The sequence below is a fragment of the Diaphorobacter sp. ED-3 genome (assembly GCF_027625375.1).
In the GTDB taxonomy this organism is placed as follows: domain Bacteria; phylum Pseudomonadota; class Gammaproteobacteria; order Burkholderiales; family Burkholderiaceae_C; genus Diaphorobacter; species Diaphorobacter nitroreducens.
Genome location: NZ_CP115182.1, coordinates 84,923 through 105,006, shown reverse-complemented (window position 1 = coordinate 105,006; position 20,084 = coordinate 84,923). Strand labels below are relative to the sequence as shown.

At 65.6% G+C, this 20,084-nt stretch carries 25 protein-coding genes; 20 read left to right on the top strand and 5 right to left on the bottom strand.

Features of this window, described 5'->3' with window-relative positions:
• Positions 1 to 12 precede the first annotated feature (12 nt).
• From PCQ86_RS00550 to PCQ86_RS00535, 4 genes are all read left to right on the top strand, one after another.
• The gene (locus PCQ86_RS00550; protein WP_231138464.1) at positions 13 to 819 is read left to right on the top strand and encodes a competence protein ComEC; all 807 of its coding nucleotides are present in this window, start codon (positions 13 to 15) and stop codon (positions 817 to 819) included.
• Positions 820 to 840: 21 nt separating this feature from the next.
• On the top strand, positions 841 to 1,083 hold the full coding sequence (locus PCQ86_RS19810) for a hypothetical protein (protein WP_231138465.1): 243 nt from the start codon (positions 841 to 843) through the stop codon (positions 1,081 to 1,083).
• Positions 1,084 to 1,459: 376 nt separating this feature from the next.
• Positions 1,460 to 1,810 (top strand): DUF2958 domain-containing protein, encoded by a 351-nt coding sequence (locus PCQ86_RS00540; protein ID WP_003056217.1) that lies wholly within the window; start codon positions 1,460 to 1,462, stop codon positions 1,808 to 1,810.
• Positions 1,811 to 1,873: 63 nt separating this feature from the next.
• On the top strand, positions 1,874 to 2,152 hold the full coding sequence (locus PCQ86_RS00535; RefSeq protein WP_021027902.1) for a hypothetical protein: 279 nt from the start codon (positions 1,874 to 1,876) through the stop codon (positions 2,150 to 2,152).
• Between the two features lie 142 nt (positions 2,153 to 2,294).
• Here the strand turns inward: PCQ86_RS00535 and PCQ86_RS00530 are convergent, their stop codons facing one another.
• Both PCQ86_RS00530 and PCQ86_RS00525 read right to left on the bottom strand, forming a co-directional pair.
• Positions 2,295 to 2,594 carry a hypothetical protein gene (locus PCQ86_RS00530; protein WP_003056213.1) on the bottom strand — a complete coding sequence of 100 codons (300 nt, stop codon included), beginning with the start codon at positions 2,592 to 2,594 and terminating at the stop codon, positions 2,295 to 2,297.
• A gap of 147 nt (positions 2,595 to 2,741) precedes the next feature.
• On the bottom strand, positions 2,742 to 2,963 hold the full coding sequence (locus PCQ86_RS00525; protein ID WP_049799789.1) for a hypothetical protein: 222 nt from the start codon (positions 2,961 to 2,963) through the stop codon (positions 2,742 to 2,744).
• A 566-nt stretch (positions 2,964 to 3,529) separates the two neighbouring features.
• On the opposite strand from PCQ86_RS00525, the gene PCQ86_RS00520 reads away from it, so the two are divergent.
• The 3 genes from PCQ86_RS00520 to PCQ86_RS00510 all read left to right on the top strand — a co-directional run bounded on the left by PCQ86_RS00520 (position 3,530) and on the right by PCQ86_RS00510 (position 6,771).
• Positions 3,530 to 4,357, top strand: a complete 828-nt coding sequence (locus PCQ86_RS00520; protein ID WP_003056211.1) for a DUF932 domain-containing protein — start codon at positions 3,530 to 3,532, stop codon at positions 4,355 to 4,357.
• Positions 4,358 to 4,432: 75 nt separating this feature from the next.
• Complete coding sequence (locus PCQ86_RS00515) at positions 4,433 to 6,499, top strand: ParB/RepB/Spo0J family partition protein (RefSeq protein WP_003056209.1); 2,067 nt, start codon at positions 4,433 to 4,435, stop codon at positions 6,497 to 6,499.
• Between the two features lie 62 nt (positions 6,500 to 6,561).
• On the top strand, positions 6,562 to 6,771 hold the full coding sequence (locus PCQ86_RS00510; RefSeq protein ID WP_003056207.1) for a hypothetical protein: 210 nt from the start codon (positions 6,562 to 6,564) through the stop codon (positions 6,769 to 6,771).
• Between the two features lie 130 nt (positions 6,772 to 6,901).
• Here the strand turns inward: PCQ86_RS00510 and PCQ86_RS00505 are convergent, their stop codons facing one another.
• Positions 6,902 to 7,420, bottom strand: coding sequence for a GNAT family N-acetyltransferase (locus PCQ86_RS00505; protein WP_011517543.1), 519 nt, complete (start codon positions 7,418 to 7,420; stop codon positions 6,902 to 6,904).
• An 821-nt stretch (positions 7,421 to 8,241) separates the two neighbouring features.
• On the opposite strand from PCQ86_RS00505, the gene PCQ86_RS00500 reads away from it, so the two are divergent.
• The gene (locus tag PCQ86_RS00500; protein WP_003056203.1) at positions 8,242 to 8,556 is read left to right on the top strand and encodes a DUF736 domain-containing protein; all 315 of its coding nucleotides are present in this window, start codon (positions 8,242 to 8,244) and stop codon (positions 8,554 to 8,556) included.
• A gap of 353 nt (positions 8,557 to 8,909) precedes the next feature.
• On the opposite strand, the gene PCQ86_RS00495 is transcribed toward PCQ86_RS00500, so the two are convergent.
• Positions 8,910 to 9,203, bottom strand: coding sequence for a helix-turn-helix domain-containing protein (locus PCQ86_RS00495; protein ID WP_003056202.1), 294 nt, complete (start codon positions 9,201 to 9,203; stop codon positions 8,910 to 8,912).
• 118 nt (positions 9,204 to 9,321) lie between these two features.
• Positions 9,322 to 10,287 (bottom strand): IS1595 family transposase, encoded by a 966-nt coding sequence (locus PCQ86_RS00490; protein ID WP_235575184.1) that lies wholly within the window; start codon positions 10,285 to 10,287, stop codon positions 9,322 to 9,324.
• Between the two features lie 186 nt (positions 10,288 to 10,473).
• On the opposite strand from PCQ86_RS00490, the gene PCQ86_RS00485 reads away from it, so the two are divergent.
• The 12 genes from PCQ86_RS00485 to PCQ86_RS00430 all read left to right on the top strand — a co-directional run bounded on the left by PCQ86_RS00485 (position 10,474) and on the right by PCQ86_RS00430 (position 20,082).
• On the top strand, positions 10,474 to 10,821 hold the full coding sequence (locus tag PCQ86_RS00485; RefSeq protein WP_003056199.1) for a DUF2958 domain-containing protein: 348 nt from the start codon (positions 10,474 to 10,476) through the stop codon (positions 10,819 to 10,821).
• Between the two features lie 342 nt (positions 10,822 to 11,163).
• The gene (locus PCQ86_RS00480; RefSeq protein ID WP_003056196.1) at positions 11,164 to 11,913 is read left to right on the top strand and encodes a DUF2285 domain-containing protein; all 750 of its coding nucleotides are present in this window, start codon (positions 11,164 to 11,166) and stop codon (positions 11,911 to 11,913) included.
• A gap of 83 nt (positions 11,914 to 11,996) precedes the next feature.
• Positions 11,997 to 12,278, top strand: coding sequence for a helix-turn-helix transcriptional regulator (locus PCQ86_RS00475; RefSeq protein ID WP_003056193.1), 282 nt, complete (start codon positions 11,997 to 11,999; stop codon positions 12,276 to 12,278).
• 26 nt (positions 12,279 to 12,304) lie between these two features.
• The gene (locus PCQ86_RS00470) at positions 12,305 to 13,162 is read left to right on the top strand and encodes a replication initiator protein A (protein ID WP_270174605.1); all 858 of its coding nucleotides are present in this window, start codon (positions 12,305 to 12,307) and stop codon (positions 13,160 to 13,162) included.
• A gap of 253 nt (positions 13,163 to 13,415) precedes the next feature.
• Entirely contained in the window at positions 13,416 to 14,054 is a 639-nt protein-coding gene (gene parA / locus PCQ86_RS00465) for a ParA family partition ATPase (RefSeq protein WP_270174604.1), read from the top strand.
• Positions 14,051 to 14,314, top strand: coding sequence for a hypothetical protein (locus PCQ86_RS00460; protein ID WP_003056186.1), 264 nt, complete (start codon positions 14,051 to 14,053; stop codon positions 14,312 to 14,314). Before parA ends, PCQ86_RS00460 begins: the two co-directional genes overlap by 4 nt.
• Entirely contained in the window at positions 14,311 to 14,835 is a 525-nt protein-coding gene (locus PCQ86_RS00455) for a DUF2840 domain-containing protein (protein WP_003056183.1), read from the top strand. The genes PCQ86_RS00460 and PCQ86_RS00455 overlap by 4 nt, the downstream gene beginning before the upstream one ends.
• Positions 14,832 to 15,419: a S26 family signal peptidase gene (locus PCQ86_RS00450; protein WP_003056174.1), complete on the top strand. Its 588-nt coding sequence runs from the start codon at positions 14,832 to 14,834 to the stop codon at positions 15,417 to 15,419. The genes PCQ86_RS00455 and PCQ86_RS00450 overlap by 4 nt, the downstream gene beginning before the upstream one ends.
• Positions 15,416 to 15,793 carry a hypothetical protein gene (locus PCQ86_RS00445; RefSeq protein WP_077176498.1) on the top strand — a complete coding sequence of 126 codons (378 nt, stop codon included), beginning with the start codon at positions 15,416 to 15,418 and terminating at the stop codon, positions 15,791 to 15,793. The genes PCQ86_RS00450 and PCQ86_RS00445 overlap by 4 nt, the downstream gene beginning before the upstream one ends.
• Before the next feature lie 73 nt (positions 15,794 to 15,866).
• The gene (locus PCQ86_RS00440) at positions 15,867 to 17,843 is read left to right on the top strand and encodes a relaxase/mobilization nuclease domain-containing protein (RefSeq protein ID WP_011517536.1); all 1,977 of its coding nucleotides are present in this window, start codon (positions 15,867 to 15,869) and stop codon (positions 17,841 to 17,843) included.
• A gap of 215 nt (positions 17,844 to 18,058) precedes the next feature.
• Entirely contained in the window at positions 18,059 to 19,402 is a 1,344-nt protein-coding gene (locus PCQ86_RS00435; RefSeq protein ID WP_270174603.1) for a ferredoxin reductase family protein, read from the top strand.
• A gap of 14 nt (positions 19,403 to 19,416) precedes the next feature.
• Entirely contained in the window at positions 19,417 to 20,082 is a 666-nt protein-coding gene (locus PCQ86_RS00430) for a response regulator transcription factor (RefSeq protein WP_270174602.1), read from the top strand.
• Positions 20,083 to 20,084: the final 2 nt, after the last annotated feature.

Here is a 20,084-nt window from a genome sequence, read left to right as displayed (position 1 = left end):
CAAGAGGGATGTATGGCTGACTACTTCGAGATCGACTTTCTTGGCGTCGAAACAGCGAAAAGCGGGGACGCGATCACGCTGCGCTACTCGGTGAATGGCACCGAGGGCGTGCACGTTGTTGACGGTGGGTATCTGGATACGGGTGATCAGATAGTCGAGCATCTGAAGACGTACTATGGAACAACAGTCATCGACCATGTGATCCTCACGCACCCAGATCGCGATCACGCCAACGGACTACGAAAAGTCCTGGAGCAATGCACGGTCAGGAATCTTTGGATCAACCGGCCGTGGATATACGCGGACCAGTTGATCGATCGCTTTGAGACCTATGAATCGGTTGAAGCCCTGCGACGGAAGTTGCGCTCAATCTACGATGCCACGGCAATTCTTGAGGATATTGCGGTGGAGAAGGGAATTCCAATCCATGCCCCCCTTCAGGGGCAGAGCATCGGTCCGTTCGCGGTCATGGCACCTACCCTGGGGCGCTACTTGGACCTGATCGTGGACTCCGCGAAGACACCGGAAGCTGTCGAAGAAAGTGCTTTTGATAGCGCGCTGAGCAGCATATTCCGGGCAGTGAAGGCCGCGACCGCCTACATCAAGTCCCTGTGGGGCGAGGAATATTTCCCGCCTGAGCCGACCAGTCGTGAGAATGAAATGAGTGTGGTGCAGTCGGCTGTCTTGAACGGTCATCGCGTCATGCTTACTGGCGATGCCGGGCGTGAAGCACTGCAGGAGGTGATCGACTACGCACCTTTCGTGGGACTCGCGCTGCCAGGTATTCGGTATTTCCAAGTGCCCCATCACGGCGGGTGACACAACGTTTCGACCGAAGTCTTGGATCAACTGCTCGGCCCACGGTTGAACAGTATGCCGGACAAGCACCATTGGAATGCCATATGCAGTTCTGCCAAGGCGGATGAGGATCATCCGCGGAAGTCGGTGATTCGCGCCGTATTGCACCGGGGTGGGCACTGGGCGGCAACTGAAAGCCAGAACATACGCATCGGGGCAGGCATCACCCGCGATGGCTGGGTGCCGATTCCCCAGGCGGCGTATCCGGAAGATCAAGAAAATTGACAGCGCCTGAAGGCCAGCACCACTTTTCAACTGCCTGCTGACAACTTGGCCTGCATCCCGACGTTCCTTCGTCGGGCTCATGGGCTGCGCCCCGAGCTTCGTGCCGAATCGCAGTCATCCGGCTTCAAGCCCGGACGCTCTGATCTGGACTGACGCTTCGGACCTGCGCGCTACGCTTGTCAATACCGGGGTGGCTGCGTGGTGAGGTGTGGCGGCTTGCTGTTCCCTTCATCGTGCCACGGCGTGCTCGCCGTCAATGACTGCGCACCTTCGGCGCTTGCGGCCTGGCGGCCGTCTTCGATCTTTGACTGCTTGCGCTGCGCCGTGCCCTGCAAGGGCTGGGCAATTCCGCCCGGTAACCTTACAGGAGTTCACCATGAACCACGCATTCATCACGGACGAGCAGCGCATCGTGCTGCTGGCCAACGGCCGCGAATCCTTGGAGAACCCGGACTTCGATCCGGCCCCAGTGGTCAAGCTGTTCACGCCGGATGCCGGCGCGACCTGGCTGCTGACCGAGATTGATCCCGATGACCACGATCACGCCTTCGGTCTTTGCGACCTGGGCCTAGGGATGCCGGAAATCGGCTGGGTCAGTCTTTCCGAACTGGCGACCGTGCGCGGGCGGCTGGGCTTGCCGGTAGAGCGGGATCTGCACTTTCGTGCCGAGAAGCGGCTGAGCGCCTATGCGCGCGATGCGCGGCTGGCGGGGCGTGTCGTTGTCTGACCTGGTTCTGGGGCGCCGCAAGGCGCTCCTGAGCGTTCTCAATCATTTCAGGAGGTCAAGGCCATGAGCAGCCACCACGACTACATCCTCGAAATCACGGCAGAGCATGATGCGTTCAAGCCGTTCCCACCGGAGAACGGCCAGCCCTTGCGCTTTGCGCTCGGCGACGCGGTGATCTATACCAACGGGTTTGGCGCACAGTTCCGGTGCCGCGTCACCGGGTTTTATCGTCCCAGCGGACTTTCGGGCCTGTACGCGCGCGGTGCGCGCTACCTGCTGGACTCGTCATCGCCGTGGATGCCGGTGTCGGAAGCCAGCCTGCGCCCCGACGACCCGGCCTGATGCCTTCGCGCCCCTGGCGGGGCGCTACGCGCTGCGCTTGCCTCCAGGGGAAAGCCCTGCGGGCTATCCCCGCCGCGCAGGCTTGGCGCCCCTCTCGCGCAGCGAACCGGCTGGTGCCGGATCGCTCCCTTCATGCCGGACATTACGATGGCACTTCGGGCGTGGGTGTGTCGGGTTCGTAGTCGCCCAGCCACTCGAAGAGACGTTCGATATCGCAGTCCAGCTGGTTCAGCGTGGCCTGGGCCATTGCGTACCAGGTGGTGCCGTCGTCCGTTTCTTCGGAGGCGGACAGCAGGACGTTGAGCTGTGCGCGCCGTCCCAGCAGGCGCTGCATCTCGTTGCCTACCGTCTTGCGGTCGGTGGTCCAGATGAGGGTCGGCAGAAAGATGCCAGGCCCTTCTGCTCCAGGCGCAGGCGTTCCGGGTTGCATGGGATCGCTCATGGTGGTTCTCCAGAAGGTGGAGATTCCACGGTAGGCATTGGCCCGTGACCGGGCCACTCGAAATTCGCGCTATTTCGGGGGGATTTCGGGATCAGCGCCGATCGGCCGTGGCGCAGTCATGCGGGCGGGCTGCCTTTGAGCCGGTGCTTACCAGGGCTTCCAGCGCCGCTGGGGTGTTTGCGGCACGGCGCCGAGCAATTGGATCGGCGGCAGTGCATGGGGCGCATTGTTCCTGGGGAAGCGCCGGCGCACTTCGCATTCCAGTTCGTGCGCGAGGCCGCGTGCGTCCTTCTCGCCGCGCAGTGCCCGTTGCCGCCAGTCTCGGGCCTGGGCCATCAGTTCATCGTCTTGTAGGGCTCGTATGTCCATGCCATTGCCATTTTGCCGATGGCTGGGTGGGTAGCTGTCCACGGGGATTTCATTGAAGTCATGTGGGCGTCCCCGGCCACCTGGGAGATGGCCGGTCGCGCTCTCGTGCTAGCGCATCGAGCCGCCTGCGGCGTCTCGCCCCCTTCGGGCTTCGATCGTTCCCTCACTCCGTTCGGCTGACGCCTCCGGCCCGGCTTCCAGCTTCGAGCCTGCGCGCTTCGCTTGCCGTGCGGTCGGCTTGTGGGATGGCCGTTGCCATGTCCAGTCCTCTTCCCTGACTTCATCACCTTGTCCGCGACTGTAGCCCGCGGCCGTGTGCCGTCAAGGCGCGCAGGGCCGTGTCCTCGGCTGCGCCTGCGGGCCGCCCCACCCTGCGCTTGTTTCCTTGACGGCCCCCGTCCGCGCGCTCCCTTTCGTCGCGGGCGATGAACTCAGGAAAGACGGTGGCAACAGGGCCAACCGGGTTCCTCGCGCCGACCGCACCGAACAGCCGAAAGGCTGGGCTTCGAATCTTGGAATCCGGTGTGCGGTTTTCTTCAACAGCCTTTTTGTTCAGGAGAAAGACCATGCAACTCGCATCCCGCTTCGCTTCCCATTCCCCCGCATTGCGCAGCGACTCCCCGCTGTCCGATGACCAGATCCGCCGCGTGGCCCCGTCCATCTTCGCGGATGCCCCCCATGAAAGCCGCTCCGAGCGGTACAGCTACATCCCCACCGCCGCCGTGCTGACCGAGCTTCGCAAAGAGGGGTTTCAGCCCTTCATGGTGTGCCAGACCCGCGTTCGCAACGAGGGCCGGCGCGAGCACACGAAACACATGCTGCGCCTGCGCCACGCCAACCAGATCAACGCCCGCGAAGCCAACGAAATCATCCTGCTGAACTCGCACGACGGCACGAGCAGCTATCAATTACTGGGTGGCATGTTCCGCTTCGTTTGCAGCAATGGCCTTGTCTGCGGCGACACCGTGGGCGATGTGCGCGTGCCCCACAAGGGCGACGTGGCGGGCCATGTCATCGAGGGCGCCTATCAGGTGCTGAGCGGCTTCGAGCATGCGCAGGAATCGCGCGAATCCATGCAGGCCATCACGCTGGATGCCGGGGAATCGGAAGTGTTCGCCCGCGCCGCGCTGGCCCTCAAGTACGACGACCCAACCAAGCCCGCGCCCGTCACGGAATCGCAAATCCTGATGCCGCGCCGCTTCGACGACCGCCGCCCCGACCTGTGGAGCGTGTTCAACCGCACGCAGGAGAACCTGACCAAGGGCGGATTGCATGGCCGCGCCGCCAATGGCCGCAGACAGCAGACCCGCCCCGTGCAGGGCATTGATTCGGACATTCGCCTGAACCGCGCCCTGTGGCTGCTGGCCGATGGCATGCGCGCCCTCAAGGCCTGACCCCCTCTGACGTGTTCCCCGCCGGAGGGGCGGTTTCCCCTCCATTCCCTTGTTTCACTTGATTGGAGATTCACCATGAACGCCGTTACTTACACCGAAGCTCAAGCCCTCGACAGCCGCGCAAACGTGCTGCAAGCCGCCGACCCGAGCAAGCACATGATTCTGGTTCCGCTGTCGCGGCTGGTGCTGCGCCCCACGGGCCGCAACGTGCGCAAGACCGTCCCGCGCATGTCCATCCCCGAGCTGGCCGCGAGCATTCAGCGCGTGGGCCTGCTGCAAAACCTGATCGTGATTCCCGCCGCCGATGACCTGCATTACGAGGTGGTGGCAGGTGGCCGACGCTTTGCGGCCCTCAAGCTGCTGGCAAAGAAGCACCGTATCGCCAAGGATTGGGACGTGCCTTGCCTGCAGGTGGCCGATGGCACGGCCCGCACCGCCAGCCTGACCGAGAACGTGCAGCGCGAAGCCATGCACCCAGCAGACCAGTTTGAAGCCTTCGCCGCGCTGGTGGCCGAAGGCCGACCGATTGAGGACATTGCGGCGGATTTCTCCGTTACGCCGCTGGTGGTGCAGCGCCGCTTGAAGCTCGCCAATGTCTCGCCGCGTTTGATGGAGGACTACCGGGCCGATGCCGTGAGCCTCGATCAGCTGATGGCGCTCTCCATCACCGACGACCACGCCGCGCAGGAATGCGCGTTCTACGATGCGCCGCAATGGCAGCGCCAACCCTCGCACTTGCGCGAACGTCTGACGGAGCGCGAGATTGACGCCTACCGGCATCCGCTGGTGCGCTTCGTCGGGCTGGACACCTACGAGCAGGCGGGCGGCGGCATCCGCCGCGACCTGTTCGCGGAGGGCGATGCAGGCGTGTACCTGACCGACGCCGCGCTGCTGGAACGACTGGCGCAAGACAAGCTGGCGGGCATCGCCGCAGAGGTGAAGGCCGAGGGCTGGGCTTGGGCTGATGCCACGCCGGGCGTGACCCATGCCGATCTGCACGCCTTCCAGCGTGCGCCGAGGGAGCGCCGCGAGCCGAACAAGCGCGAAGCACAGCGCATCGAGAGGCTGCAAGCCAAGATGCAGGAGGTGGCCGAAGCCATTGATGCCGCGACGGACGCCGACGACGAGGACAAGGCCGATGCGCTGCAAGAGGAAGGCGAGCGGCTGGGCGAGCAGTTGCAGGCGCTGGAAGACGGCTTGCAGGGGTACGGCGCGAACGTGAAGGCCGCAGCCGGGGCCATCGTCACCATCGGCCGCAACGGCGAGGTGGTGATTCATCGCGGACTGCTGCGCGAGGCCGAGGCCAAGGCACTGCGCACACTGGAGAAGCTGCGCCAAGGGTTCAGCGACCCAGATGCCGCGAACGATGACGAAGGCGAGGACGACGAGCCGCCCAAGGCAGCAGCGATTTCCGACCGACTGGCCCAGCGCCTGAGCGCCCATCGCACCGCCGCGCTGCAAATCGAGGTGGCCCGGCATCCGCAGGTGGCGGTGGCCGCGCTGGTGCATGGCATGGTGCAGACCGTCTTGCAGGGCCGCTACTACGGGCGCGACCTGCCGCTGGGCGTGAGCCTGAAAGTCCAAGACCGGCTGGACGGCATGGCCCCGGACTGGCCCGAGTCACCCGCCGCCGTGGCGCTGCGTGAATTGCAGCAGGCGTGGAGCGGCAAGCTGCCCGAGGACAGCGCCGAACTGTTTGCCGCGCTGCTGGCGATGGAGCAAGGCGAACTGGTCAAGCTGCTGGCCGTGTGCGTGGCTTCCACGGTGGACGTGGTGACGCCTCGCGCCACACCGCACCAGCCCGGCGAGGAACTGGCGCAGGCCGTGGGCCTCGACATGGCCGCATGGTGGCAGCCGACCGCCGAGGGGTATTTCAAGCACGTTCCGAAGGCGGCAGTTCTGCAAGCCGTGGGCGAGTACGCGCCCGATCAGGTTTCCCGGCTGGCGAAGCTGAAGAAGGCCGACATTGCCAGCGAAGCCGAGCGGCTGGCCGATGGCGCGGGTTGGATGCCTGCCATCTTTAAGGTCGAAGGCCCGCAGCAGGCAGTGAAGGAAAGCGCGCAGGAGGCAGGCCCGGAGCAGGACGCCCCGGAGGATGCCGAGGCAATGGCGGATGAACCCGCCGAGGCGCTGGCCGCTTGACCCACGCCGAAGGCAAGCGCCCCGGCTTCGACCGGGGCGCTTCGCTGCAAGGAGAAGCCCCCATGACCCGCACCACCACCAACCGCCCGCGCATGGCGGCGGTCTATGCACCCGGCACGGTGCGCGCCCGCCGCTGGCACGGCGATGGCGACGTGCGCGGCTACCGACCGCCCTCGGGCTGGTCGGCCCGCGCTGACCTCACCGACATACATCCCATCACGGGCCGCGCCTTGCCGCGTGCCGTGTGGTGGATCATCGAAACGAAGGAATGATCATCGTCAGCACCGCGCCCAGGCCGTTCCGCCCTGGGCGCGGTGAAACGCATAATCCGGGCGCGGCGGTGGCCGCGCCCGGTGTTGAAGCCGAATAGCCGGGGCATTACGCCGCCGCCTTCACTGGCACTCAGGCGGCGGCGTTGAAGGCATCGCTGTACTGCGCGATGCCTTCGGGCACTGGCCCATGGAAGGCCAGTGCGAGAAAATAGCCGGGCGGCACGCCCGGCAGTTGCAGGCCCGCATGGGCCTGGAAGCCAAAGCGCCCGTAGTACGCGGGCTCTCCGAGCAGCACACAGCCTTCGGCCTGCATGGCCCGCAGTTCAGACAGCGCCTGTTCCATCAGGCGCGAGCCGATGCCGTGCCCCTGCCTCTGCGGCAGGACGGAGATCGGCCCCAGGCCGCACCAGCCTTTGGCCTTGTGGCCGTGGTCGTTGGTGATAGTCACCGGCGACAGAGCCACATGGCCGACGACCTGGCCGTGTTCTTCGGCCACGATGGAAAGCGTCAGTTCGCTAGCGTCGCGCAATGCACGCACGATGAATTGCTCCGTGTGGCTGGTGTGCGGCGCATCGGCGAAGGCGGCAATGGTCACGGCCTCGATAGCGGCAATGTCGTTCGTGGTTTCGTGTCGTAGCTGGATGGTCATGGTGTTCTGCGTTCCCTGCTCAAAATATAGAACGGCCTGGGCGTGTCGGCGCGTAGCGCCGCCGGGCTTTCGGGCTGCGCCCCGTGCCGGCTTCGCTGTCACGGCCATTCGGCTTCAATCCACTCACGCCTTCGCGCCTGCGGCGCTGCGCGCTGCGCTTGCCTCCGGGGGATCGGCGCAAGGCCCATCCCCGCCGCGCGAGCTTGGCGCCCCTCGATGCCGCCGAACCGTCGATGCCGGATCGGCCCGGCCAGCGCCCCGCCGCAATGGACGGAGCTGGCGAACACGCTGGTGCTTGCTGCGGCAGGTTGTGCGAATGCGTGCCGTCCTCAACGCTGGCGGTTCTCGCCCATCACGTCACGAAGGACGGTTCACGGACATCCCGCCCGGCATCGCTATGGAGCTTCCACGCCACGCCTCAAGACCGGCGCCGCAAGGTGCGGCCGGGGCGTTCTCGCTTGTCGTCGGGTGGTTGACCTGGCCCGCGTCAGTGGGCGAGCCGGTGCTGCCTTCGTGCGGGGATGCCGAGCCGGCCCTGCCTCCTTTCGATGCGGTTCGGCCCAAGGCGTCCTTGTGTTGTTGTGAATCCTAGCGGTGGCGCGGCTGCGCCTCGGGCTTCATGGCTGCAACCGTCCGGCGAAAACAATTTCCCCTGCTTTGTCACTGCGTTCGGCGCATTCCTCGCGGGACAAATTCTTTTCGCCTCCCGGCTCTCCACTGCGTTGCGACCGCAAGCGGTGCAGCCCGCCCGTCCTCCGCCGGCCGGATCACAACAAGGACGCGATGGGCGCGAACCTTGTTCCACCAAAAGGAGTTTCATCATGGCCAACATCGGCACCTTCACCGCAGACAAAGACGGCTTCACCGGCACGCTTCGCACCCTGACGCTCAACGTCAAGGTCAAGCTGGTGCCCAACGACAAGGGGGACAACGAGAAGGCCCCGGACTTCCGCCTGCAGGCCGCCAGCCACGACATCGGCGCGGCGTGGAAGAAGACCAGCGAGGCCGGGCGGGAGTACATCTCCGTGACCCTCGACGATCCTTCGTTCCCGGCCACGGTCTATGCCCGCCTGATCGAAGGAGAGAACGGCACGCACGACCTGATCTGGTCGCGCAGCAAGCCCCAGGCGGCCTGACGGCCGCCAGCGCCCCGCCCACTGCGGCGGGGCGCTGTACTGCTTGGATCAGCAGACTGGAAGGCTTGGCTCTCCCAGCTTCGTGATGGTGGTGGTCGGGCAGCATCACCATGACTTCGTGTTGCCAGGGCGAATGCAGGGCGATTCGGCGCACTGCGCCGACCGGGCTTTGCGGGCTGCGCCCCATGCCGACTTCGCCGTCATGGCCATTCGGCTTCAATCCCTATCGCAGCTGCGCGCTTCGCTTGCCTCCGGGGGAAAACCCTGCGGCCTCTCCCCGCCGCGCGATGCTTGGCGCCCCTGAAGTCCCCGAACCGGCTGCACCGGATCGGCCACGCCAGCGCGGTCGCACGCTATGGCGTGTCACTCTTCTTCGCCACAGTCTCCAACTCCTGGCGCACCTGCGCCAGCAGCTGATCGACCTGCTGCAGGTCGTCGCCGGCATAGGCCAGCGTCAGCAGCGTGAGCGGGTGCACCTCCATGACCTCGCACAGCTCGGCCAGCTTGTTCAAGGTGGGGCTTTTGAGGTCGCGTTCCAGCGTGCTCATGTAGGTGCGGCTGGACACGTCCGAGAACGCTTCCTGGCTCAAACCACGTGCTTTCCTGATGGTCTTTAGTGCCTCCGACAATGTATGTTTCGCTGCCAACCCTGGATCTCCGCAAAATCCAAGATGACATCCGATTGAGCCCTATAGGGCTACAATCTATAGTGTTCAACTATGCCCGCCTGCCGCTTTCGTGCTTTTACGGAAGGCGCTGTTCGCGTTAAGTATTGATGAGCTGTCGACCAAGGGCCGATGCGATGAACTGCGCAGGCAAAATCCCGTCTTTGAACCATGTCAGGAGCCGCTGCCAGGCCAAATAGTTGGGCAGGTACTTGGTGGCGACGCCACGCAACTCGCAATTCAGCCAGCCCTTGAGGCGTGAGTGATAGCCGTTGACAGTCTGGACGTGGAATGAGGGGTTCTGTGGTGAGCCATGCTTGGACGCGCTGAACATCTTCAGCGTGACGCCCAGTTCGCGCGGCAGCGCGTAATAGGCCGAGTTACCGTCGGAACACACTACGGTGTCAGGACGCACCAGCGGTCGGAGCGTGGCCACCAGTTCTTTGCCGTTCATGGCAGGCATAACCCGGTCAGCTGTGTGCTGCTGGCCACGGGCCCGGGCTATGAGGACGGGAACCTGCTCCTTGGAGAGTCCCCGCTTTGATGCTTTGCCCCCGCGCTTGCGGGCTTCGCGCGGTAGATTCCGCTCGCCTTTGCGGGAGTGCAAAAAGTAGGTCTCGTCCACCTCCAATAAGCCCTCCAGAGCCTTGGGCTGCTGCGGAACGACGGCAGTAAGGAAGCGATGGCGCCACCGGAAGGCGGTGGAGACCGCCACACCGGTGTCGGCAGCGGTATCGCGAACCGTCATTCCAGACGCCATGCAGGCGGCATTAGCGGCCAGCCGTTCCTTGCGACGCAGGCGAGCCAAGGGCGTATTCGTTGTTACGCCGGATGTGCGGTTGCAATCGCGGCAGAGATACCGCTGTAACCCATGAGCTCGACCGTTTTTGACGACCGAGAGACTGCCGCAGTGGCGGCAGCATACGAGGCCGCGAGCCTCGTCCAGCGCACGGAAGGACTCCAGGGCCGCTTGTCGTTGTTCAATGGCCTGAGCCAACTCTTTGAGCTGGTCAAGGGTCATGTTTCCTATCTTGCCTAGAACGCGCTGGAAGTGGTCGAGTCGCATCACTGCCTCCCTTGCTGGTCAACAGTATGGACGAAATCAATACGTAACGCGAACAGCGCCTTACGGAAATCCGTATCTGCAGCTTCTCACAGAAGCACAAAACCGCATCCGTGCCTTTCCACAAACCCGCCGATGCGGTTTTGCGCTTTCACGCTTCGGCGGTTTTGTGCGAATGAGGTGACGCCCATGAACCAACTCATGACCGAGGACGAGCGCAAGCAACTGCTGGAACACGGCCGGGTCCGGGCCGCTGGCCGGGCCATCGACCCGCTGCCCGTGGTGCGGTTGTTCACGCCGGACGCACACGCCACTTGGCTGCTGGTGTCGCTTGACCCCGCTGACGGCGATACGGCCCATGGCCTGATCGACTTGGGGATCAGCATGCCTGAGCTGGGCGAGATCAAGCTGTCCGACCTCGCATCCATCGTCGGGCCGAGCAAACAGCCCGTGATGCGAGATCGGTATTTCCGGGCGGTGCGCCCGTTGTCGGAGTACCTGCGGCTGGCCCAGGAGAACGGTTCCGTCCTCGATTGAGCCGTTCGCGCCCCGGCCAAGCCGGGCGCATTGAGACTATTTCGGTCTTGCTCCAGACCTGTCAGGTCTTAGTCGGCACTGTTGCACCAATCGGGTGCCACCTTGGCATAAACAGCCATGACGCCAGCCGTGCCATCGGGCACGGTGGATAGCGCAGGAGGCGCGCATTTCCTCGCGCGCCACCGTCGCATTCAGACGATCCACGCAATCCATCGGATGCTTTTCGTCTTGACACGCAAGTTACTAATCTACCAGCTTATTCACGATTGGATGCTAGTTCGATGCGGTGACGTTTGCGTGTGAAACCGGTGACGGCGGTCCTGCTCTACGGGAGCTTGCGTCATGGCCGAACCGCACCACCTTGCGCACTGGTATCCGACCGCCGCCTACCTCTACGTGCTGTGCCTGGACACACTGGCGCTGGCCTGGGAGTACCTGCGCCGCCATCCCGATTACCGGCTTGACTGGCTGCACCGTGCGCGCCGCCCCGATGCTGCGCATCGCTGGGGCTTGCGTCTGCTGGAAGACCCGGCCCTGGATGCGCGTGACGCGCATCCAGCCTGGCTCCCCGGCCATGGGGCCGTGGCGCAGCTCTACCCTGATGCCGACCCGCCACCGGATGCCGAGCCGTTCGCGTTTTGGCGCATCCCTGGCCACAAGCAACTGCTCCACGACGGCAAGGGCCTGGCGCTGATCGCGCGCAGTCCCGGCCATTGCCTGCGCTTCGTGCTGGCACCTGGCCTGGAGGACGGCATGGCCGTGGCCCATGCCTACCGTGGCCGTGGGGCCACCCACGTGCCTGACACGCCTGCGCCGATGGCTCGCCCCCGACCGCCCCCATCCGCGTTGCTGGAGCTGCACACCCTGCAGGCGCTCGACGCCACCCTCGCGGGTGCGTCCTTGCGTGACGTGGCCGAGGGCTTGTTCGGCGTGGACGCCGCGGCCGGTTGGTACAGCGACGGCGGCCTGCGCTCCAAGGTGCGCCGCCTGGTGCGGCGCGGCGATGCGTTGATGCGCGGCGGCTATCGCCGCCTAGCACAACTGCCTCCGCTTGAGAAGGGTCGTTTTGAAGAGGGCGCAAAACGACCCTGAGCACGAGGGCTTCGTTTTCTGAGACTGCCTCCATCCGGTTGCGCTGTGTGGCCGGAGCTTTGAAAGCTATGGAGGTTCTCACCATGCGTCCTGCTCCCTTGCGGCCTGCTGCCGCTCCCATTGCTTCCGCTGCGCAGCCGCAGCGCTATCTCACCAACGACGAAGCCGCCGACTACCTGCGGCTGTCGCCGCGCACGCTGGAAAAGCAGCGCGTGCTGGGAGGCGGTCCCAAGTTCCGCAAGTTCGGCCGCCGCGTCATGTACGCCGTGGCCGACCTCGACGCCTGGGCTACGGATCGCAGCTTCGAGAGCACGTCCGATCCTGAGTACGCCGAGCACCATGCGGCGGACAGCCGTGCGCGCTGATCGCTGGCGCGCGGGTGGCCTTCGCCATGTCCAGCCCTGCGCTGCCGTCCCGGCAGCGGCCCCTGCCGGAGCGCGAACAGCTCGACCTGTTCCGCGCCCTGCCGGGCGACATGGCGCCGCGCGACAGCCAGGACCTGATGGCCTTTCCGTTCTTCTCGCTGGCGAAGTCGCGGCGCACGGCGCCGATCGACTTCCGCGCCAGCGGCATCACGATCCGCGTGGAGGGAACGCAAGAGCATGGCATTGCCACGATCTGGGATGCGGACGTGTTGATCTGGGCCGCCAGCCAGATCGTGGAAGCCCGCGATGCAGGACTGCGCCCCTCGCGACTGATGCAGGCAACGCCCTACGAGATCCTGCGCTTCATCGGGCGCGGCACGTCGCTGCGCGACTATCAGCGCCTCAAAGCGGCCTTGGATCGCTTGCAGTCCACGACGGTGGCCACGTCCATCCGGGAAACCACGGGCAGGCGCTTACACCGCTTCTCGTGGGTCAACGAATGGAAAGAGATGGCCGATGCCAGCGGCACACCGCTGGGCCTCGAACTGATCCTGCCGGACTGGTTCTATGCGGGCGTGCTCGACGCCGCCCTGGTGCTAACCATCGACCCGGCGTATTTCCGGCTCACGGGCGGGATCGAGCGCTGGCTGTACCGGCTGGTGCGCAAGCACGGCGGGCGACAGCCTGGCGGGTGGCAATTCGACTTCCAGCATCTGTACCGCAAATCGGGCAGCGTGGCGCGGTACTACGACTTCGCCGCCGACCTGCGGGCGCTGGTGGCGCGGCAAGCCTTGCCGGGCTACCAGTTGGGCATAGAGCACGTCTCGGGCATTGCCTCGCCGCTGTTGACGTTCCGGCCCGTGCCGTCCACGGCACGGGGATAACTGCTGCGCAGCCTGTGGACGGACTCGTGCTATCAGGCAACAGAGGTATCGTGCTATCAGGCAATGAATCCTCGTGCTATCAGGCAACAAAATCGGCCGCAAAGCCAATGCTGGCGCGGGTTTCGGCCTCTCCTAACTTCCCTAACTTAAATTCTCTAACTTTTAGTAGAAGCGCCGCGCCACGGTGGACAACCACCACGCGGCACGAAAAGCAGCAGCAACAGCCGGGCTTTCCAACACGGAGGGCCAGGCCATGATCGTCGCGTTGCTCAATCAAAAAGGCGGCGTGGGCAAGACCACGCTCGCCACCCACGTCGCCGGCGAGCTGGCGATGCGCGGGCAGTCGGTCATCCTGCTGGATGCCGACCCGCAGGGCTCCGCGCTGGACTGGACACAGCGCCGCAGCCAGCAAGGTTTGCCTAGGCTGTTCAGCGCCGTGGGCCTGGCACGCGAAACGCTGCACCAGGAAGCGCCAGAACTCGCCCGGCGGGCCGATCACGTCGTCATCGACGGGCCGCCGCGCATTGCCGCCCTGGCGCGCTCCGCACTGCTGGCGGCCGAGCGCGTGCTGATCCCGGTGCAGCCCAGTCCCTACGACCTGTGGGCCAGCGCCGAGATGGTGGCGCTGATCCGCGAGGCGCAAGTCTTCCGGCCTGCGCTGCGCGCGGCCTTCGTCATCAACCGGCGCGTCAGCACCACCGTGATCGGACGCGAGGCACGCGGCGCGCTGGCCGAGCAGCCGCTGCCTGCGCTGCGCGCGGAAGTGCATCAGCGCATCGTGTTCGCCGACAGCGTGGCCGCCGGCCGGCTTGCACGCGAGACGGCGCCAGACAGCGCCGCCGCGCGCGAAATCACCGCGCTGGTCGATGAACTGCTGCGGTGGCCGTCATGAGCACTCCTGCCAGCAAGCGCACGGGCAAGCGCATCGGCATCGGCGCTCGCCCGCCCGCGAATCCGCACGCCGAGGCGTGGATTCGCCAGGGCAGTGCCGATGACCTCCAGAAAGGCGACCTCTACACGGCCCGCCTGACCCTCGACATCACGCCCGCCATGCGGGCGCGCATCAAGGTATCGGCCTTCACGCAAGGCGTGACGGTGGCCGATCTGTTGCGCGCGCTGCTGGAGCGGGAATTCCCGGAGAAGTCCTCATGAACACACCCGCCTCGACGGCTTCGGCACCGCCGTCCATCCCGCCTGTCGGCGTGGCCGACGGCGTACCGCTGACGCGCGTTGCGCTCGCATACATCGACCAACGCTTCGACCTCTACCTGCGCTTCGGTGATCCTGCCCGCATCATCCGGTTCGACCGCTGGCGCCGCTGCGCGGTGTTCACGCCGAATGCGGTTCTCTGCCGCATCCGCTGGCAGGCCAACGACTACGGCACGATCCGCTGGCAGCTCATGGTGATGCAGGCGTGCATGCCGATGGATGGCGCGCAGCGCATCTCCGGCGTGCAACCCGGCGCGCGCCTCTTGCTGCACGCCGAGGGTGAGCAATCGGTGCGTGCCGTGCTGGCGCGCATCGACGCCATCGAGGCGCTGGGCATCACGCCTGTCGGCGTCTCGCCCGCGTACTGGCGCACGCTCGCCAACCGGCTCGCAGCGCACTTGCCGCTGCCCGAATACACCGCCGAGCGGCACGCCGCCTGGCTGGCCGGGAGGGCGCTGCCATGACCGCAGTTTCCACTTCCGGCACCGCGCCGCACCCTCGCTTGCGCGTGCGCGCTCGCCTCGTGCTGGCGGGCCTGTCCGCCTGCGGCCTCGCTGCGCTGGCCTGGGCGTCCTTCGTGCATCCGCTGCCACGCCTGACCTACAACCCGTCCGACAGCGTGGAGGTCGGCTGGTATCGCATCGATCCGCTCGACCATCGCACCAGCTCGCCACCACGTCCGTTGTCGGTAGGCAGCATCGTGCTGGTGCCGCTGCCTGCCGAGGCTGCCGCGCTCGCTGCGCAGCGCGGCTACCTGCCGACGCGCATTCCTCTGCTCAAGCGCGTGGGCGCGGTGGCGCCGCAAGAGGTGTGCATCGCTGACGGCAAAGTCCACATCGACGGCGTGCCTTCAGCCGCCGTGCTGTCTGCCGATCGCTGGGGCCGGCCGCTGCCATCCTGGCAGCAATGCCACCGCTTGCGGCATGGCGAGCTGTTCCTCCTCAGTGTGACCAATCCGGCGTCGTTCGATAGCCGGTATTTCGGGCCGGTCAGCGCAGCTTCCGTGATCGGCGTTGCGCGCCCCGTCTGGCTGGAGTCGCGCCCATGATGGCCACCGATTCGCTGCGCATCATCGTGCTATCGGGCGTGTCGTTCTGCTGGCCGTTGTCATGTCGTCGCGCGTGCAGTGCGAGCGCATCCGCGCTGCACTTCGCGCTGCCTCCGGCGCAGCCGTCCCACGTGCAGGCGTCTTGCCTCGAACACGGCTGGCCTGCGGCCATTGCCGTGTTCGCCGGTGCGCTGGCTGCTGGTGCAGCCTTGCCACCGGGCCGCAGTTGCCGGGATCGAGAACCTGGGGGACAGGGGGAGGCAAATGCGGAAGGCAAGACAAAAGGGGGCGGCACCTGTCGGCCCGCAAAGCCAGTCTGCACGTGGGGGGGCGAGGCACGCAGCGGCTTTGCCGCCGTGCCGCTTGGGGCGTGAGGCACGCACCGATACAGGCATGTCCGCGTGCTTCGCACGCCCGGACACGCCAGAGTTTGCAGGGAGCGCAGGCATGACCAACCGCCGCGACGATGATTTCCGCATCCGCCCCAGCGCACCGAAGAACCGGGGCCAGGGCTTCGTATCCAAGGTGCTCCAGCAGGCAGGCAAGGCCAGCGGCGGCAAGTCCACGGTGCGCCGTCCTGGCGGCAGTGGCAAGGGCACCGGCCAGCGGCCCGGATCGCGCCTGGGACGCGGCCACACGGCGGCGCGCTTCGCAGGGGCGAAGCTCACGCCTATGTCGCGGCGCGTGACCATCAAGACACTACTGGTCAACCAGCAGCGGGCCAGTCCGCAGTCGCTCGCCAAGCACCTGCGCTACATCGAGCGCGACGGCGTGGGCCGCGACGGCGAACCGGGTCGGGCCTATGGGCCGCAGACCGACGAAGCTGATCTGAACGCATTCAAGGAGCGCTGCGCCGATGATCGGCACCACTTTCGCTTCATCGTTTCGCCCGAGGAAGGGGCCGAGCTGGAAGACCTGCGCACCTACACGCGGCACCTGATGGGACGCATGGAGGCCGACCTGGGCACGCGGCTGGAATGGGTGGCGGTCGATCACTGGAATACCGACAACCCGCACACCCACCTGATCGTGCGCGGGCGCGACGACACCGGCAAAGACCTCATCATCGCGGGCGACTACATCACTGATGGTTTTCGTCATCGCGCCGCCGAGCTGGCGACCGAATGGCTGGGGCCACGCACCGAGCTGGAGATCCAGCAGACCTTGCAGCGCGAGGTGGAGCAAGAGCGGTGGACTAGCCTGGATCGCACGTTGAAACGCGAGGCCGGCGAGGATGGCCGGGTACAGATCGAACGCTTCAACGAACCGACGTTGCAACGCCAGCGCCTGCTGCTGATCAGCCGCCTGCAACGCTTGCAGCACCTGGGCCTGGTCGACGAGACGCAGCCCGGCAGTTGGGCCGTCCATGCCGATGCCGAGAAGACCTTGCGCGCCCTGGGCGAGCGTGGAGACATCATCCGCACCATCCAGCGGGCCATGAGCGGCCAGCCGCGCGAGCTGGCGGTGTTCGAGCCGGGCGACGATGGCCGAACTATTCTCGGCCGCGTAGCCGCGAAGGGGCTGGCCGACGAACTGCGCGACCGGGGCTATCTGGTCATCGACGGCGTGGACGGCAAGGCCCACTACGTCGCGCTCAATGCCCGCGACGAGCTGGCGAACTATCCCAGCGGCGCCGTGGTGGAGGTGAAAGGATCGGCCGACGTGCGCGCGGCGGACAAGAACATCGCCGCGCTGGCGAGCGATGGCTTGTACCGTACCGACCATCACCTCGCCATCGCCCAGGGGCAGGCCGTGCCCGGCCGCGATCCGCAGGAAGTCGTCGCGGCCCATGTCCGCCGACTGGAAGCCTTGCGCCGCGCCGGCATCGTGGAGCGTGTGGCCGAAGGTCTATGGAAGGTGCCGGACGATCTGCCCGAGCGTGGCCGTCAGTACGACGCGCAGCGCCTGGGAAGCGTGGCCGTGGAACTGAAATCGCACCTGCCCATCGAGCGGCAGGCCCGCGTGATCGGGGCCACCTGGCTCGACCAGCAACTGATCGGCGGCGGCTCGGGCCTGGGCGACCTGGGCTTTGGCGGCGAGGCCAAACAGGCCATGCAGCAGCGCACCGACTTCCTGGCCGAACAGGGGTTGGCCGAGCGGCGCGGGCAGCGCGTGATCCTGGCGCGCAACCTGCTGGGCACGCTGCGCAACCGGGAGCTGGCGCAGGCCGCGAAGGACATTGCAGGCGAAACGGGCCTGGAGCATCGGCCCGTGGCCGACGGGCAGCGCGTGGCCGGCATCTACCGGCGCAGCGTCATGCTCGCCAGCGGGCGCTACGCGATGCTTGATGACGGCATGGGCTTCTCGCTGGTGCCGTGGAAGCCGGTGATCGAACAGCGATTGGGGCAGCAGCTTTCCGCGACGGTTCGCGGCGGCGGGGCGTCCTGGGAGATTGGGCGGCATCGGGGGCCAACCATTTCTTGAGTCAAGGTAAAGCCACAAGCCGGTGGGCAAAATTAGATTTTATCCATAGATGGGTGATCAATCCAAAGCGTTACCAAAGGTTGGGATGTCAAAATTAGAATTATCTGTAATTTCGGATACACGGCCACATTCAAAGGCACGCTATCGCGTATGTGGATTGATGCTTTCCGACCAGTGCCGCATGCGCCTTCCGCAGAATTTGGGGCAAATCCACGATGAAGAGAATAATTTGGACGTTCTGGTTTTTTGCGCTGGCATTGAGCGCTCTATGGCTTTTTACCGATACGCTCTGGCCTGCACAGTCCAACTACTTCGCCCTGCGAACGGTATGGATTCAATACAGCGGCGTACTGGCCATCGGCGCGATGTCCGTGGCGATGGTGCTGGCCACGCGCCCTGCGTGGCTGGAGCCCAGCTTGAACGGACTGGACAAGATGTACCGCCTGCACAAGTGGCTCGGCATCGCCACTCTGGCCGCTGCAACAGTACACTGGCTGTGGGCGCAGGGTACCAAGTGGGCCGTAGGCTGGGGCTGGCTGACGCGCCCGGCGCGCAAGCCCCGCGCAGCGGCTGATTCAATGGGCTCCATTGAATCGGCGCTGCGTGGCTGGCGCGGACTGGCCGAGGACTTGGGCGAATGGGCCTTCTACGCCGTCGCGGTGCTACTGGTGCTGGCTTTGGTTAAGCGCTTCCCCTACCGGCCGTTCGCCAAGACGCACCACTGGATGGCAGCGATCTACCTAGTGCTGGCCTTCCACACCTTGGTGTTGGTGCAGTTCTCCTACTGGGCGCAGCCCGTGGGCTGGGCTTTGGCTATGCTGCTGGCGAGCGGCACGGTATCGGCGGTGTGGGTGCTACTGGGCCGGGTCGGTGCGCAGCGCACCGCGCACGGTGTCATCGAATCGCTGCAGACCTACCCTGCGCTGAACGTGCTGGAAACCACCCTGCGGATGGACCCGGGCTGGCCCGGCCACCGGCCCGGGCAGTTTGCCTTCGCCATGTCCAACCCGAAAGAAGGCCCGCATCCCTACACGCTGGCCTCAGCCTGGGTGCCGGAAGACCGGCGCATCACCTTCATCACCAAGGCGCTGGGCGACCACACCCGCCGGCTGCCGGAACGCCTACAAGTTGGCGACCGGGTGACGGTCGAGGGGCCTTACGGCTGCTTCACTTTCGACGACGGGCGTGCCCGCCAGATCTGGATCGGCGCCGGCATCGGCATCACCCCATTCATTGCGCGCATGAAGTATCTGGCGCAGCACAAAGGCCGAGACGCACGCCCCGTCGATTTGTTCCATCCGACGAGCGACGCTGATCCGCAGGCCATCGAGAAGCTGCGCGCTGACAGCCAGGCGGCCGGCGTTGCGCTACACCTGTTCATCGACAAGAAAGACGGTCGCCTGACGGGTGAGCGCCTGCGTGCCATGGTGCCGGGTTGGAAAGACGCCAGCGTCTGGTTCTGCGGCCCCACGGCCTTCGGCCGCGCGTTGCGCGCCGATCTGCTGGCCCAGGGGTTGGAGCCGGAAGCGTTCCACCAAGAGCTTTTCGAGATGCGCTGAATGGAAGAAAGCATATGCGCATATTGATCGTGGAAGACTCGCAAACGCTGGCCGAAGCCCTGAGCCAGAGCCTTCAGTCGGAAGGCTATGCCTGCGATACAGCAGCCGATGGCGTGTCCGCGCTGAAGTTTCTTGCCAGCTACCGGTACGACGCCATCATTCTGGACTTGATGCTACCCCGGCTGGACGGCTTTGGCGTGTTGCGCGCATTGAGCCGGGAGGCCCATGCCGCACCGGTGTTGGTGCTCTCCGCGCGCGAACTGCTCGATGACCGGGTGCGGGCCTTGGATGCGGGTGCCGATGACTACCTGACAAAACCCTTCGAGCTGGCCGAGCTGCTGGCTCGCCTGCGGGCGCTGGTGCGGCGTCCGCCGCAACGGGACGTTCCAGTTCTGCGCCACGGCGATCTGGAGGTCGATCCGCGCTCGCGCACCGCGAGGTTCAAGGGCATGGATCTTGGGCTCACACCGAAGGAATATGGACTGCTCGACTTGCTGCTGCGTCGGCGCGGCGCCACGCTGTCGCGCCCGCAGATTTTTGAACATTTGTACGACAGCCGCAGCGATGCATCGGACAAGGTGGTAGAGGTGATCGTCAGCACCTTGCGAACCAAGCTTGCCCAGTGCGGCCTGGATGAACTGATCGTGACACGCCGTGGCTTCGGCTACATCCTGCCCTAAAC